This is a genomic window from Kosakonia sp. MUSA4, assembly GCF_013085925.1.
Taxonomy (GTDB): Bacteria; Pseudomonadota; Gammaproteobacteria; order Enterobacterales; family Enterobacteriaceae; genus Kosakonia; species Kosakonia sacchari_B.
The window spans coordinates 3,921,983-3,936,897 of sequence record NZ_CP025697.1; the positions used below are offsets into that span (position 1 = coordinate 3,921,983).

Here is a 14,915-nt window from a genome sequence, read left to right on the forward strand (position 1 = left end):
TGGATGTACGACCGTGTTAACGGGGCACATGTGATGTGCCCCGGCCCAATTCTGAATACTGTTTTTTATTATGCGCGCAGTTTAACGTCGATAGCGTCTTGTGCGCGGGTGGTGCGATGGGATTCAGTGCTGTGCTGACGATCGGACACATCGAGAATTTCCTGGTTATTGACCAGTTCACCCAGTGTGATGTTGTTGAGGAAACCGGTCAGACGGTCGCTCAGATCGCGCCACAGCGCATGAGTCAGACACTTATCGCCACCCTGGCAGCCGCTTTTACCCTGGCAACGGGTTGCGTCTACCGATTCGTCAACGGCGCTGATTACTTCGCCCACGGCGATGCTGCTCGCATCTTTGCCCAGCAAATAACCACCGCCAGGACCACGCACGCTGGCCACCAGGCCATTTTTACGCAGTCGGGAGAACAGCTGCTCCAGATAGGACAGGGAAATTCCCTGACGCTCAGAAATATCAGCCAACGGAACCGGGCCCGCTTCGGAGTTGAGTGCAACGTCCAGCATTGCGGTCACGGCATAACGCCCTTTCGATGTCAGTCTCATGTCTTACAAGCCTCAAACTCGCCCCTGCCCGGGGTATATTATTTAATATGTTAATGTTGCATAGCGGTTGCAAGTCTGACATTCCCGACTAAATTGGTCAACTATTTAGTTGACTAAATTAGTCAGGTATTTGGCTTTTCGTGCTCAACATAAATACCGGCTGGCGCGTTGCCCTTTCCAGCCTACGGGCACGGGGCTTGTAGGCTGATGAGCGCAGGCAAATCACACTTTGTGCTGCTGCTCAATGGAGGCCAGAATACCGCGCAGGATATTCAGCTCCTGGCTTTCCGGACGCGCACGCGTGAACAGACGACGCAGCTTGTTCATCACCTGGCCGGGATGGTTTTCGCGGATAAAGCCGGTCGCCAGCAGCGTCTTTTCCAGATGCTCATAAAAGCGCTCAAGATCGTCGACCAGCGGGTACGGCGTCTCTTCATGTTCTGCAGAAGATTCGCTCTCCTGCGTTGCCAGCCAGGCCATACGCACTTCATACGCGATAACCTGCACCGCCATCGCCAGGTTCAGCGAGCTGTATTCCGGGTTAGCGGCAATCGCCACGTGATAATGGCACTTTTGCAGTTCTTCATTTGTCAGGCCGACACGCTCGCGGCCGAACACCAGCGCCACCGGCGCGTGTTCTGCTTCAGCAACGCTTTTTAATCCACATTCGCGCGGATCGAGCATCGGCCACGGCAGCGTACGTGAGCGGGCGCTGGTGCCAACGACCAGGCTACAGCCAGCTAATGCTTCATCCAGCGTATCGACAATGTGCGCACTGCCGATGACATCGCTGGCACCTGCCGCTAGCGCGATGGCCTGTGAATCCGGTTTAACCAGCGGGTTAACCAACCACAGATTCGTCAACCCCATTGTTTTCATTGCACGGGCAACAGAGCCCATGTTGCCGGTGTGGGAAGTTTCCACCAGTACGATTCGAATATTTTGCAGCATAGATTTTCAACGGCTAAAGAATATTCGTGCATATTATCATAAACCGAAGACATATTCCGAATTGGCTGCTATCATGTGCGCCGTTTTCCGTTCTTTAACATCCAGTGAGAGAGACCGATGCATCCGATGCTGAACATCGCCGTGCGTGCTGCGCGCAAGGCGGGTAATTTAATTGCCAAAAACTACGAAACTCCCGACGCCGTAGAAACCAGCCAGAAAGGCAGCAATGATTTCGTGACCAACGTTGATAAAGCTGCTGAAGCAGTGATTATTGACACCATCCGCAAATCTTACCCGCAACACACCATCATCACCGAAGAGAGTGGCGAGCACGAAGGCACTGACCAGGATGTGCAATGGGTTATCGATCCACTGGATGGCACCACCAACTTTATCAAACGCCTGCCGCACTTCGCGGTATCAATCGCCGTTCGTATTAAAGGCCGCACCGAAGTTGCGGTGGTTTACGATCCGATGCGTAACGAACTCTTCACTGCAACCCGTGGCCAGGGTGCCCAGCTTAACGGCTACCGTCTGCGCGGCAGCAATGCACGCGATCTGGATGGCACCATTCTGGCGACCGGTTTCCCGTTCAAAGCAAAACAGCACGCGACGACCTACATTAACGTGGTTGGCAAACTGTTTACCGAATGCGCGGACTTCCGCCGCACTGGTTCCGCTGCGCTGGATCTGGCTTATGTTGCCGCAGGCCGCGTTGATGGTTTCTTTGAAATCGCGCTGAAGCCGTGGGATTTCGCCGCAGGCGAACTGCTGGTGCGTGAAGCGGGCGGTCTGGTCTGTGATTTCACCGGCGGCCACAACTATATGATGACCGGCAACATCGTTGCAGGTAACCCGCGTGTCGTAAAAGCCATGCTGGCCAACATGCGCGAAGAACTGAGCGACGCGCTGAAACGCTAAGCTAAGATGTTTAATGCCCGATGGCGCTTTGCTTATCGGGCATACAGCGTGCATGGTTCGTGCCGGATAAGGCGTAAGCCGCCATCCGGCACTATCAAAACGGCCGCAAACCACCGCCCGGCGGTAACGCGCTGACCCACATCACCAGCGCCGCACTTATCAACAACACACCTCCCGCCAGAGCCAGCGTTGTCCAACCTACCTGTCGCCATAATACCGGCGTCTGATGGCCGCTGAGTTTTACCGCTAACTGACGAAAACCATGTACCAGTAGCGCCAGCGCACTGATAGTCAGTGATGTGCCCGCCGCCATCACCAACGCTGACGCCACGCCCCAGGCAAAAACGCCAATCACTTTGCTGAACAGCAACACCATGATCGCACCGGAACACGGGCGCATCCCCATGGATAACACAATCATCAACCTGGCTCGCCAGTCTTCACTGCTTTGCAGTTGCGAAGAAGTCGGCAGATGCTGATGCCCGCAGCCACAGCCGTCATGATGCACATGATGCGGCGTAAATGCGCGAAACACCGGTTTTTGCCGCAGCGCAAACAACTTTTTCAGCGCTCGCCAGCACAGCATCAGCCCCAGCACGCCGACCAGCAGGTAGCTGCCCTTCTCCAGCCAGTAACCGCTTAAATGCAGTTGCCGTGCGGGTAACGCCAGAATGTTCAGCACCACCACCACTAACGTAACTGCCACCAGCCCCTGCAACAACGAAGAAGCCAGCGTCAGCCTGATGCCGGAACGCAATTTAGAGGGATGCGTGGCAAGCCAGGTGGCGATCACCACTTTGCCGTGTCCTGGCCCCAGCGCATGCAATACGCCATAGACAAAGCTGAACAACAGCAGTGAACCGCCCGCTTTGGTCGGGTTTTCCGCCACCGCTTTCAGCAATGCGCTCATTTGCATATTCACATTGCGCTGCCAGATCGCGCTTTTGATCATTACCTGCGGCCATGCCTGCCACAGCCAGAAACCGGCAATAAGCGCGCAAAGCATAAACAGCAGCAGCGGCCACCATGCCAGCAGACGGCGGGAACGGGGACGAACGCCGGATATCACTGACATGAGAGGGTCACCGTCTGCGCAAATTGTTTGCCTAATTCCATGTCTTCCTCCGGCGCATCGGCTTTGTCCAGCGACTGCGCATAATTCAGCACCTCTTCGCCAGGTTTAGGGGTATGAACGGCCAGCTTGCAGGATTTCTGCAACTCCGCAGGCAGCGTCGCATCGCTCGCTTTGTCGTAACTCATATCGACAAAATAGGTGGGATCAAAGATAGAAAAAGTATATTGCTGGCCGCTAAGCGGCTGCGGCTCGGCGAGCGGCAGGATAAACGTCAGCACCGCCTGATGCCCTTCGCGCTCCATACCGTATTCTGTCGGTCGGTTGAGGAATTTGACTTTCTGCCCGTTGTGCCAGACCTCGGTAAAATAGTGCTGGCCAAGCACATTCGCCATCACTTCCGCCGCCAGCTTTTTCCACACCTCATCGCCTGGCTGCGCATTGCCCGCATCATAAAGCAGATCCGCCGAGGTGATCTCATCCATCGTCCAGCGCATTTTCAGGCCGGAGAAGTGACCATTCTCCGCTAATACTTGTGTTTTCAGCCGGATAAAACTGTGCGGGTGCGCGCTTACCGTAAACGATAAAAGCACGAGAAACACGCCCGTGACGCATTGTTTAACTGCTTGCATCTGTTCCTCACGTGAAAAATTCTGTGATGCTCTCCGGCAATCCTGAATGAAAGCACGGCGGCTTCGCTATCGCTGAGCATACCTTTAACTACGCTTATCAAACACCCTAACTGGAATCTGACAGATGACTATTGTAATGACACCGCCATCTGCGCTCTCCAGTCCGCAGCGCCGCTGCCAGGTGCTGTTGATGCTCGCCCTGCCGGGGCAAAGCGTCAGCCTGGAACATATCAGCGCCGTGAATGGCGTTGATGATGCCGCAGCCCGGCAGGATATTGACGAGACCAACAGTGAAATCCAGCGCTACCACCGGATTTCCATCGTGCGCCAGCACAACGGCAGCTATCGGATTGAAGGCGCTCCCCTCGACCAGCGCTTATGCCTGCTGCACTGGCTGCGTCGCGCGCTGCGGCTGTGCCCGCAATTTATCACGCAACAGTTTACCCCGCTGTTAAAAACGGCGCTTAAACAACAGGGCATTGCCCGAACCCTGTATGACGACACCAATCTGCGCGCCTTAATTAATCTCTGCGCCCGTCGTTTACAACGTTCGATTGAGTGCCGGGATATGGAGTTTCTCTGCCTCTACTTGCAGTATTGTCTGCTGCAAAACCATCACGGGCAGACGCCGGAATTTACCCCTGTGCAGCAAACCTGGGCACAAATGCGCGCCGAATACCTGGTCGCGCACGATATTGTGCGCCACTGGCAGCGCCGGGTAGCGGCGGTACCGCAGGAAAATGAGCACCTGTTTCTGTCGCTGCTCTTTATGCTGGTGCGCACGCCCGATCCACTTCGCGACCAGCATCAGCAGGATCGCCGTCTGCAACAGGCGATTGCCCGCATGATTGCCCGCTTTCACCAGCTTGCCGGGTTACATTTTAGCGATGAGCAAGGCTTAACCGCGCAGCTTTATATTCATCTGGCGCAGGCGCTGGATCGCTGTCTGTTTGGCATCGGCATTGATAACAGCCTGCCGGAAGAGATCCATCGCCTCTATCCACGGCTGATGCGCACCACGCGTGAGGCATTACAGGAGCTCGAAGATGAATACGCGCTGCGCTTTAGCGATGAAGAGGCGGGACTGGTCGCGGTGATTTTCGGCGCCTGGCTGATGCAGGCGACCGATTTGCATGAGAAGCAGGTGGTGTTGCTTACCGGCGATGACACGGCGCGCGAACAGCAGATTGAGCAGCAGCTACGCGAGCTAACGCTGCTGCCGCTGACCATCAACTACCTGCCGCTGGCGGAATTTCGCAAGATGGGCGCACCAAAGGATGTATCGTTAGTCATCACCCCTTACACCACTCCGCTGCCGCTCTTTTCCCCGCCGCTCATCCATGCTGTCGAGGCGCTGAGTTCGCAGCAACAACAGCATATTCGCACCATGCTGGAAGGTTAACCGGCAGCCGGTTGCCGGGCGGCCACTTGCGGTCGCAGGAACAGCGCCGGGATTGCCAGCAACGCCATCACGAAAAACAATCCCTGATGCAGATATTCGAACAGGAAGCCTGCAAACATGGTCATCACGGCAATACTGCCGCCCATCGCCACGGCAGAATAAATTGCCTGCAAACGGATCACTTCGCTGCCCTTACGGGCGGAGATATAACGCATCCCGGCAAGATGGCAAACGGTAAAGGTTCCGCAGTGCAGGATTTGTGCGGCAATCAGCCACGGTAACTCGGTGGTCCAGCCCATCAAACTCCAGCGCACCAGTCCGCAGACGGCGGAAAGCAGCAACAGATCGCGGGCGCTGAAGCGACGGAAAAGCCGGTTGCTGAGGGCGAAGATCACCACTTCGGCCACCACGCCTAATGACCAAAGATACCCCACCGTCGAGGCGGAATAACCGGCCGATTGCCAGTAAATCGCGCTGAAACCGTAGTAGGCGGCATGCGCGCCCTGCAACAACGACACGCATGCCAGAAAACGCCAGTTTTGCACAAACAGCGCACGCCAGGCTGACCAGCCGGCACCGTCCTGATGGCGGTTTTCGCCCTGCGGCAGAATGGACGGGCGCAGCAGCATCCCCAACAGCATTGAGGCGGCGCCCAGCGTCAGCATCGCCAGAATCGCCCGATAATCATAGAGGCTCACCAGCTTACCGGTCAGCGCCGAGCCAATCACAAAGGCGATCGATCCCCATAACCGGACCCGGCCATAATCCATCGGGAACTGTTTTTGCCAGGTGCCCGCCAGCGCGTCGGTGAGCGGCACTAACGGTGAGAAGAAGAGGTTGAAACCGACAATGATCACCGCCAGCCACGCAACATGGCTGCCAGCATAAAACGCCAGCGCAAACAGCAGTGTCGCCAGCGCGAGCACACGCAGCGCGGTGATTAAACGGGAAGGATCGCTCACGCGTGGAGCAATCAGCAGGCTCCCCAGGAAACGCGCGATCAGCCCTGCGCCAAGCAGCATGCCAATGATTTCCGGCGTCAGGCCAACGCCTTTGAGCCAGACGCTCCAGAAGGGTAAGAAAATGCCGTAGCTAAAAAAGTAGGTGAAGTAAGCGAGCGCCAGCCAGCGCGTGGACTGCAAAACCATGATTTCCTCCTGAATGGTGGCGATAGTCTGGAGGCAAATGGCAAGGCTTGCAAGTAACAATCAGGTAACACGCGCGCTCGCGCCACTTATTAACGGATATAGGAATCAAGTACGCTGAGCACTACGTCGAGATCGGCCTCGCGCTTGATTTCATCGTTTTCGTGAACAATGTGATCCGTCAAATGGCCTTTGATCACTTCGCGCATCAAGCCGTTCACTGCGCCACGAATGGCGGCGATTTGCTGTAAGACCTGCGAGCATTCATGGGGCTCGTCGAGCATTTTTTTCAGCGCCGCTACCTGCCCTTCAATTTTGCTGGCCCGCGCTTTCAGCTTTCGTTTATCCCGGATGGTATGCGACATACAGCCCTCTACTCATTCATGCGTAACGGGTATCAGCATACCATGCATTAACTGGGGGGGAGTTTATTTCTACTGGGGGATAGTATTTTTTACTGGGGGGGAGTAGATTAAAGCGCACAAAATGTTATCGAGAATTATTCTCATGAACGACTTCACCACGCTTTTTCAGCAAGGGAATGCCTGGTTTTTTATCCCCAGCGCGATACTGCTTGGCGCGTTGCATGGCCTGGAACCGGGCCACTCAAAGACGATGATGGCGGCCTTTATCATCGCTATCAAAGGCACCGTCAAACAGGCGGTGATGCTGGGGTTGGCAGCCACGCTGTCGCACACTGTTGTCGTCTGGCTGATTGCGCTGGGCGGCATGTATCTCAGCGGCAAATTCACGGCACAATCCGTGGAACCCTGGCTGCAAATGGTCTCTGCGGTGATCATCATCGGTACCGCGGCATGGATGTTTTTACGTACCTGGCAGGGTGAGCACGCCAGGGAAAAGGGTCATCACCACGGCCACGATCATCATCACTCTCACGATCACCACCATGATCATGAGCATGATCATGAGCATACACACCACAGTAAGGGGTTGATCTTTCAGCCTGTGCAAGCTGGAAGTTACGCGCAACCGGCCATTCTGTCGGTGCGTAAGGTGGTAAAAGAAGAGGAGTATCAGGATGCGCACGAACGGGCGCATGCCAGAGATATTGAGCGCCGCTTTAACGGGACCGAAGTGACGAATGGGCAGATCCTGTTGTTTGGTCTGACCGGCGGGCTGATCCCCTGCCCGGCGGCGATCACCATTCTGCTGATCTGTATTCAGCTCAAAGCGCTGACGCTGGGTGCCACGCTGGTGGTCTGTTTCAGTATCGGCCTTGCGCTGACGCTGGTCGCGGTCGGTGTCGGCGCTGCCTTTAGCGTACAGCAGGCGGCAAAACGCTGGTCCGGCTTCAACACCATCGCCCGTAAAGCCCCTTATTTCTCCAGCGCGCTGATTGCGCTGGTCGGAATGTATATGGGCATTCACGGTTACGCCAGCTTGCAGTAGAGCGCGTTTGCCAGGCGACAGGCATAAAAAAGGCCGCTCAATGCGGCCTTTTTGCTTTCTGATCTAATGCTTACGCGTAAACCGGGAAGCGCGCGCAGATATCCAGCACTTTCTGTTTGGTGCGCTCAATAACCGCTTCGTCATTGATGCTGTCCAGCACGTCACACATCCAGCCAGCCAGCTCTTTCACTTCCGCTTCTTTAAAACCGCGACGAGTCACTGCCGGGCTGCCGATACGGATACCGGAGGTGACGAACGGGCTCTTCGGATCGTTCGGCACGCTGTTTTTGTTAACGGTGATGTTAGCACGGCCCAGCGCGGCATCTGCTTCTTTACCGGTCAGATTTTTATCTACCAGATCCAGCAGGAACAGGTGGTTGTCCGTACCGCCGGAAACCACTTTGTAGCCGCGGCTCAGGAACACTTCAACCATCGCTTTGGCGTTTTTCGCGACCTGCTGCTGGTAGGTTTTGAACTCAGGCTCCATCGCTTCTTTCAGCGCCACCGCTTTACCAGCGATCACGTGCATCAGCGGGCCGCCCTGGCCGCCAGGGAACACTGCGGAGTTCAGTTTTTTGTACAGATCTTCGCTACCGCCTTTCGCCAGGATCAGGCCGCCGCGCGGACCCGCCAGGGTTTTGTGCGTGGTGGTGGTCACAACGTGCGCATGCGGAACCGGGTTCGGGTAAACGCCTGCGGCGACCAGGCCAGCAACGTGCGCCATATCGACGAACAGGTAAGCGCCGATGCTGTCGGCGATTTCACGCATTTTCGCCCAGTCAACCACGCCGGAGTAAGCAGAGAAGCCGCCGATGATCATTTTCGGTTTGTGCTTCTGCGCCTGTGTATTCAGGTCGTTGTAATCGATGTGGCCGGTTTCATCGATGCCGTAAGGTACGATGTTGTACAGCTTGCCGGAGAAGTTCACCGGAGAACCGTGAGTCAGGTGGCCGCCGTGCGCCAGGTTCATACCCAGAACAGTGTCGCCCGGCTCCAGCAGAGAGGTGTAAACCGCGAAGTTCGCCTGCGAACCGGAGTGCGGCTGCACGTTGGCGTAATCGGCGCCAAACAGCTCTTTTGCACGATCGATAGCCAGTTGCTCAACGATATCCACATATTCGCAACCGCCGTAGTAGCGCTTGCCCGGATAGCCTTCAGCATATTTGTTCGTCAGCTGAGAACCCTGAGCCTGCATCACACGCGGGCTGGTGTAGTTTTCGGAGGCGATCAGTTCAATGTGCTCTTCCTGACGTACTTTTTCTTGCTCCATAGCCTGCCATAATTCGGCATCATAATCGGCAATGTTCATTTCACGCTTTAACATCCGCATCTCCTGACTCAGCTAACAAAACAACTCTTTTCGAAGGCCCAATTTGGGGAACGGCTCACAGTATAACTGATTAATAACCCGATAACAGGTCTTGACAAAGGTTTTTACGCAAACGTTTGGCTCCGCACCAGGCAAGGGTTTGAGCGATAATGCCATCCGGCGAGAAAACGGATTTCTTTTCAGGTTTGTGATGCAAGTTATTCACGTTCAAACCCCTTTACATTGTCAGCTCTTTACAAGCCAGTGCGCTGCGCTATAAGATGCATTTAAAATACAACTTTAAAAGTTAACCAAAAAAGGAAGCACCATGCTCGACGCCCAAACCATCGCAACGGTAAAAGCCACCCTTCCCCTGCTGGCCGCGACCGGCCCCAAACTGACCGCGCATTTTTATGACCGTATGTTTACGCATAATCCGGAGCTGAAAGAGATCTTCAATATGAGCAACCAGCGCAACGGCGATCAGCGTGAAGCACTGTTCAATGCCATTGCCGCGTATGCCAGCAATATTGATAATCTCGCCGCCCTGCTGCCTGCGGTGGAAAAAATCGCCCAGAAACACACCAGCTTCCAGATCCAGCCGGAGCAGTACAACATCGTTGGCGCGCATCTGCTGGCGACGCTGGATGAGATGTTCAGCCCGGGCCAGGAAGTACTGGATGCATGGGGAAAAGCCTACGGCGTGCTGGCGGGCGTCTTTATCAATCGCGAAGCGCAAATCTACAGCGAGCACGCAGAAAAAACCGGCGGCTGGCAAGGTACGCGCGCTTTCCGTCTGCGTGAAAAAATCCCGCAGAGCGCGTTGATCACCAGTTTTGAATTTGAACCTGTCGATGGTCTGCCGGTTGCGGATTATCAGCCGGGACAATATCTCGGTATCTGGCTGAAGCCGGAAGGTTTTGCCCACCAGGAAATTCGTCAGTACTCACTGACCCGCAAGCCGAATGGCAAAACGTACCGCATCGCCGTGAAACGCGAAGCGGGTGGTCAGGTTTCCGAATGGCTGCACGACGAAGCCAAACCGGGCGATATCGTTCATCTGGCCGCGCCTGCCGGGGATTTCTTTATGGCTATTCCGGCCACTACGCCGGTAACGCTGATTTCTGCCGGTGTCGGCCAGACGCCAATGCTGGCGATGCTGGATCATCTGGCCAAGACACAGCATCGCGCGCAGGTTAACTGGTTCCACGCCGCGCTTGATGGTCAGGTCCATGCTTTTGCTGACGAAGTCAGCCAGCTTGGCGCATCACTCAACGACTTCTACCAGCATGTCTGGTATCAGCAGCCGCAGGCGACCGATCGCGGTCGTTTTCACAGTGAAGGATTAATGGATTTAACCGCGCAGGAAGGGAAATTCAGCGACCCGGCGATGGAATTTTATCTGTGCGGCCCGGTCGGATTTATGCAGTTTGCCGCCCAACAGCTTGTGGCGCTCGGCATTGCCAAAGAGAAGATTCACTACGAATGCTTTGGCCCGCATAAGGTGTTGTAAGTCCGTTTCCCTCACCCTGCGGGGTGAGGGAGAAACATCAAATCGCGGCGTCGTCTTCTTCGCCCGTACGGATGCGCACTACGCGCGCCACATCAAAGACAAAGATTTTACCGTCACCGATTTTGCCGGTTTGCGCCGTGCGGATAATGGTATCCACACAGGTATCAACGATATCGTCAGTCACCACGATTTCAATTTTCACTTTTGGCAGAAAGTCCACCATATATTCGGCGCCGCGATAAAGCTCGGTGTGGCCTTTCTGACGACCAAAACCTTTCACTTCGGTCACCGTCATCCCGGTGATGCCGACTTCCGCCAGCGCTTCGCGCACATCATCCAGTTTGAAAGGTTTAATAATCGCATCAATTTTTTTCATGGTCTTTCCTTACACGCTTTTACCAGTCTGCTGCATCGTAATCGGTTGCTCACAGTAGCATAATCATTTCGCCATTACTCTTTAAAGTCATTGGCGTCCAGCTCATGCCGGGAGAGCAATTTGTAGAACTCAGTGCGGTTGCGCCCCGCCATACGGGCAGCATGTGTCACATTGCCTTTGGTGATTTGCAGCAGCTTGCGCAGGTAGTTGAGTTCAAACTGGTTGCGCGCTTCAACAAAGGTCGGCAGCGCGGTGTTTTCACCCTCCAGCGCCTGCTCGACCAGCGCGTCGCTGATCACCGGCGATGAAGTCAGCGCCACGCACTGCTCAATTACGTTCACCAACTGGCGCACGTTACCAGGCCAGGAAGCGGTCATTAAGCGCTTCATCGCATCGGTAGAAAAAGCGCGCACAAAGGGTTTATGCCGATCCGCAGCCTGGCGCAGCAGGTGATTGGCCAGCAGAGGAATATCTTCCGCACGCTCGGCCAGCGCCGGCAGCTTGAGGCTCACCACATTCAGGCGATAGTAGAGATCTTCGCGGAATTCACCGCGCGCCATCGCTTTCGGCAAATCACGGTGCGTCGCCGAAATAATGCGCACATTAATATCAATATCGCGGTTGCTGCCGAGCGGACGCACTTTGCGCTCCTGCAACACACGCAACAGCTTGACCTGCAACGGGATCGGCATATCGCCAATCTCATCAAGAAACAGCGTGCCGCCCTCTGCGGCCTGGAACAGACCTTCACGGCTGCTGACCGCGCCGGTAAACGCGCCGCGCGCATGACCAAACAGTTCCGACTCCAGCAACTGCTCCGGCAGCGCGCCACAGTTAATAGCAATAAACGCGCTTTTGCTGCGCGGGCTGGCATTGTGGATCGCCTGTGCCAGTACCTCTTTGCCGGTTCCGCTCTGACCGTTAATCAGCACGCTCACATCCGATTGCGCCACCATGCGCGCCTGTTCAAGCAGACGCAGCATCAGCGGACTGCGGGTGACAATGGTTTCGTGCCACCGATCGTCGCTGGCGGAACCGCTATGTTCCAGCGCATCATCGATGGCTTTATACAGCGCATCTTTATCCACCGGCTTGGTCAGGAAACTGAAAACGCCCTGCTGGGTGGCGGCCACAGCATCAGGGATCGAACCGTGCGCCGTCAGGATAATCACCGGCATTCCCGGCTGCACGCGCTGGATCTCAGCAAAAAGCTGCATGCCATCCATCTCATCCATGCGCAAATCGCTGATCACCAGATCAACTTTTTCCCTCGCGAGAATGCGCAACCCTTCCTGTCCGCTTTCTGCGGTGACAACGCTGTAGCCTTCGCTGGTGAGGCGCAGCCCCAGCAGTTTCAGCAAGCCAGGATCGTCATCCACCAACAACAAGTGGGCAGGTTTACGGCTGGTCATGGTTTCACATCCTCCTGATTCGCATCCGTTTTCGGCATGTGAATATTATCGGGCAGATCGGTAGCGGCAGGTTTGCTGCGCGTGGAAAGGCGGCGCTCAATATCGGTGAGGGTTTCCAGTTTGCGCGTGGTCGTTTCCAGTTGCTCGCGCAGGAACTGTTGTTGCTGACGCAGGCTGTCCAGCTCGCTGTCGGTGGATTGTTGAAGTTTACCGTAGCGGCTGCGCTCATCGGCGAGCTGCAATTTCGAGGCTTCGCCGTCACGCCAGAGCTGGAAGATCGGACGAACCTGCGCCGGGATAACCGGGCTTAAGGCGTCCAGCTTGTCGTTATACTCCCGACGTTCCAGCGGCGAAATCTTGGCGCTGGAGAGCAAAATACCGCGCCGGAAAGTGGCCTGCCAGCTTTCATCGGACCATGAACGCGCTTCTGCACGCGCAGCCGCTGGCGCTAAACGCTGGGCGCAATCCATGCTGCGCAACCAGTAGAGTGGGTTATTGTCAACGTCCGGTCCCGATAACGACCAGATATCCTCACAGTCCGTTGCCAGGAAATCCGCCAGTTGATGATCAGGGAGTCTCACTTCCTGGTCGTCATGAATGGCGCTTTGCGGCTTCTGCGCCACGCAGCCCGCCAGTAACAGGCAGGGAAGCGCGCGAAGCCAGACGTTTTGCTGTGTAACCGCGTTAACCACGCGGGAAAAGAGATGCGACATACTCACCAGATATAGATTCATTAAATGGATTTTTCCGGCGTATTAAGCGGTAACTCAATACGGAAACAGACATCGGCTTTGCCGTCCGCCACCAGTTGCAGCTCACCCTGCATACGGCGGAGGCAATCTCTGGCGATACTTAACCCTAATCCGCTTCCTTTCACCGCCCCTTTCCTTTGGTGGCTTCCCTGGAAGAAAGGTTCAAAAATCATCTCTCGTTCGCTTTCAGGGATCGGCGTACCGGTATTTGCCACCTCAATACAAAGCCGGTTACCGGCTGTAAAACTGCGCAGATAAATGGTACCGGATTCAGCACCATAGTGCACCGCGTTGGAGTAAAGATTATCCAGCACGCTCATTAACAGCATCGGTTCGGCCAGGCAGCTTGCCGCCTCCAGCGCGATCTCGGTATGCATCATTTTAGCTCGCGCCGGCAAACTGTGAGCGGAGATGACCATATCAATCAACGGCTCCAGCGCCACTTGTTCCAGATCGACCGCGCCATCCGCCAGTTTGCGGTTGTAATCGAGCAGTTGTTCAATCAGCTTTTGCAGATTGCGGCTGCTGGCATCGAGGATCTCCACCACCTCTTTCTGCTCCACCGTCAGCGGCCCAACCACTTCATCCGCAAGCAGTTCCGTCCCTTCGCGCATGCTGGCGAGCGGGGTTTTGAGTTCATGGGAGAGGTGGCGTAAAAATTGATGACGCTGGGATTCCAGCCAGGCCAGCCTTTCGCTGAGCCAGATAATGCGTTCGCCCACATAACGCAGTTCACGCGGCCCTTTAAACACCACGGAATGGCCCAGGGATCGCCCTTCACCCAGCCGGTTAATCATCCGTTCAATTCCCTTCACCGGGCCGATGATCATGCGGGTAAACAGCAGCACCAGGCCAAGGCTCACCAGGAACAGCACCAGCGCCTGCCAGCCGAAAAATTGTCCGCGCTCGGCGATCTCCAGCTGCAGTTGCTGCCCGCGCGAGAACACCACTGCGCGGGTGGATTGCACCATATCCGTATTGGCGGCGGCAAAGGCTTCAAGCTGCGCGGAAGCCGCAGCCGACGGGCCGCTGTTTTTACACTGCAACTGGGCAAGATCGCTGAGATCCTGGCGTAACGCCTGGTAGAGTTTGTCATCCGGCAGCACGCCAGCGTGCGCATCAAGCATTTCGCTGTAGCGTTTACGCTGATTCTGGTAAACCCGCGCCAGCGTCGCATCATCCAGCACGCAATACTGGCGATAGCTGCGCTCCATTTCGAGCGCCGCGTTGGTCATTGCTTCGCTGCGACGCGCGTCAATCAGCGTGGTGCGGTTGGTTTGCAGCGCCTGCGCGCTAAGCGCGTTCAGGCTTTGCCACGCCTGCCAGGCCAGAACCAGCAGCGGTAATAAAATCAGCAGGAACGCCATCATGACCAGTTGGCGCAGCGAGCGGGGAAAAACAGGCCAGCGTTTCAATGCAGTACTCTCACAGAAAAAGATACCGGAATGCTAACTGATTTA

General features: G+C 55.7%; 15 protein-coding genes. 4 read left to right on the top strand and 11 right to left on the bottom strand.

Annotated features, from left to right (window positions below):
- Positions 1-68: 68 nt before the first annotated feature.
- Both iscR and trmJ read right to left on the bottom strand, forming a co-directional pair.
- A complete protein-coding gene (gene iscR / locus C0557_RS18455; protein WP_007370802.1) occupies positions 69-560 on the bottom strand; it encodes a Fe-S cluster assembly transcriptional regulator IscR in 492 nt (163 codons plus the stop codon).
- A gap of 222 nt (positions 561-782) precedes the next feature.
- Entirely contained in the window at positions 783-1,511 is a 729-nt protein-coding gene (trmJ, locus tag C0557_RS18460) for a tRNA (cytosine(32)/uridine(32)-2'-O)-methyltransferase TrmJ (protein ID WP_074778715.1), read from the bottom strand.
- Positions 1,512-1,628: 117 nt separating this feature from the next.
- Here trmJ and suhB point away from each other — a divergent pair, with 117 nt between their 5' ends.
- Complete coding sequence (gene suhB / locus C0557_RS18465; protein ID WP_208660101.1) at positions 1,629-2,432, top strand: inositol-1-monophosphatase; 804 nt, start codon at positions 1,629-1,631, stop codon at positions 2,430-2,432.
- Between the two features lie 94 nt (positions 2,433-2,526).
- Here the strand turns inward: suhB and C0557_RS18470 are convergent, their stop codons facing one another.
- Together C0557_RS18470 and C0557_RS18475 are read right to left on the bottom strand one after the other, a co-directional pair.
- Positions 2,527-3,507 (bottom strand): nickel/cobalt transporter, encoded by a 981-nt coding sequence (locus C0557_RS18470; RefSeq protein WP_208660103.1) that lies wholly within the window; start codon positions 3,505-3,507, stop codon positions 2,527-2,529.
- Entirely contained in the window at positions 3,498-4,136 is a 639-nt protein-coding gene (locus C0557_RS18475) for a DUF1007 family protein (protein ID WP_208660105.1), read from the bottom strand. Before C0557_RS18475 ends, C0557_RS18470 begins: the two co-directional genes overlap by 10 nt.
- Positions 4,137-4,260: 124 nt before the next feature.
- On the opposite strand from C0557_RS18475, the gene csiE reads away from it, so the two are divergent.
- Positions 4,261-5,538, top strand: a complete 1,278-nt coding sequence (gene csiE / locus C0557_RS18480; protein WP_208660107.1) for a stationary phase inducible protein CsiE — start codon at positions 4,261-4,263, stop codon at positions 5,536-5,538.
- On the opposite strand, the gene C0557_RS18485 is transcribed toward csiE, so the two are convergent.
- Positions 5,535-6,686: a 3-phenylpropionate MFS transporter gene (locus C0557_RS18485; protein WP_208660109.1), complete on the bottom strand. Its 1,152-nt coding sequence runs from the start codon at positions 6,684-6,686 to the stop codon at positions 5,535-5,537. The genes csiE and C0557_RS18485 overlap by 4 nt on opposite strands.
- 89 nt (positions 6,687-6,775) lie before the next feature.
- Positions 6,776-7,048: a Ni(II)/Co(II)-binding transcriptional repressor RcnR gene (gene rcnR, locus C0557_RS18490; protein WP_007370795.1), complete on the bottom strand. Its 273-nt coding sequence runs from the start codon at positions 7,046-7,048 to the stop codon at positions 6,776-6,778.
- A 142-nt stretch (positions 7,049-7,190) separates the two neighbouring features.
- Here rcnR and C0557_RS18495 point away from each other — a divergent pair, with 142 nt between their 5' ends.
- Positions 7,191-8,093 carry a nickel/cobalt efflux protein RcnA gene (locus tag C0557_RS18495; RefSeq protein WP_208660112.1) on the top strand — a complete coding sequence of 301 codons (903 nt, stop codon included), beginning with the start codon at positions 7,191-7,193 and terminating at the stop codon, positions 8,091-8,093.
- Between the two features lie 70 nt (positions 8,094-8,163).
- Here the strand turns inward: C0557_RS18495 and glyA are convergent, their stop codons facing one another.
- On the bottom strand, positions 8,164-9,417 hold the full coding sequence (gene glyA / locus C0557_RS18500) for a serine hydroxymethyltransferase (RefSeq protein ID WP_208660114.1): 1,254 nt from the start codon (positions 9,415-9,417) through the stop codon (positions 8,164-8,166).
- Positions 9,418-9,730: 313 nt separating this feature from the next.
- Between glyA and hmpA the strand changes: the two genes are divergently transcribed.
- Positions 9,731-10,915, top strand: coding sequence for an NO-inducible flavohemoprotein (hmpA, locus tag C0557_RS18505; RefSeq protein ID WP_074778698.1), 1,185 nt, complete (start codon positions 9,731-9,733; stop codon positions 10,913-10,915).
- A 37-nt stretch (positions 10,916-10,952) separates the two neighbouring features.
- On the opposite strand, the gene glnB is transcribed toward hmpA, so the two are convergent.
- The 4 genes from glnB to qseE form a co-directional block, all read right to left on the bottom strand.
- Entirely contained in the window at positions 10,953-11,291 is a 339-nt protein-coding gene (gene glnB, locus C0557_RS18510; protein ID WP_002438074.1) for a nitrogen regulatory protein P-II, read from the bottom strand.
- A gap of 74 nt (positions 11,292-11,365) precedes the next feature.
- Positions 11,366-12,703: a two-component system response regulator GlrR gene (glrR, locus tag C0557_RS18515; RefSeq protein WP_007370790.1), complete on the bottom strand. Its 1,338-nt coding sequence runs from the start codon at positions 12,701-12,703 to the stop codon at positions 11,366-11,368.
- Positions 12,700-13,437: a two-component system QseEF-associated lipoprotein QseG gene (gene qseG, locus C0557_RS18520; protein WP_074778696.1), complete on the bottom strand. Its 738-nt coding sequence runs from the start codon at positions 13,435-13,437 to the stop codon at positions 12,700-12,702. The genes glrR and qseG overlap by 4 nt, the downstream gene beginning before the upstream one ends.
- A complete protein-coding gene (qseE, locus tag C0557_RS18525) occupies positions 13,437-14,870 on the bottom strand; it encodes a sensor histidine kinase KdpD (RefSeq protein WP_208660117.1) in 1,434 nt (477 codons plus the stop codon). The genes qseG and qseE overlap by 1 nt, the downstream gene beginning before the upstream one ends.
- Positions 14,871-14,915: the final 45 nt, after the last annotated feature.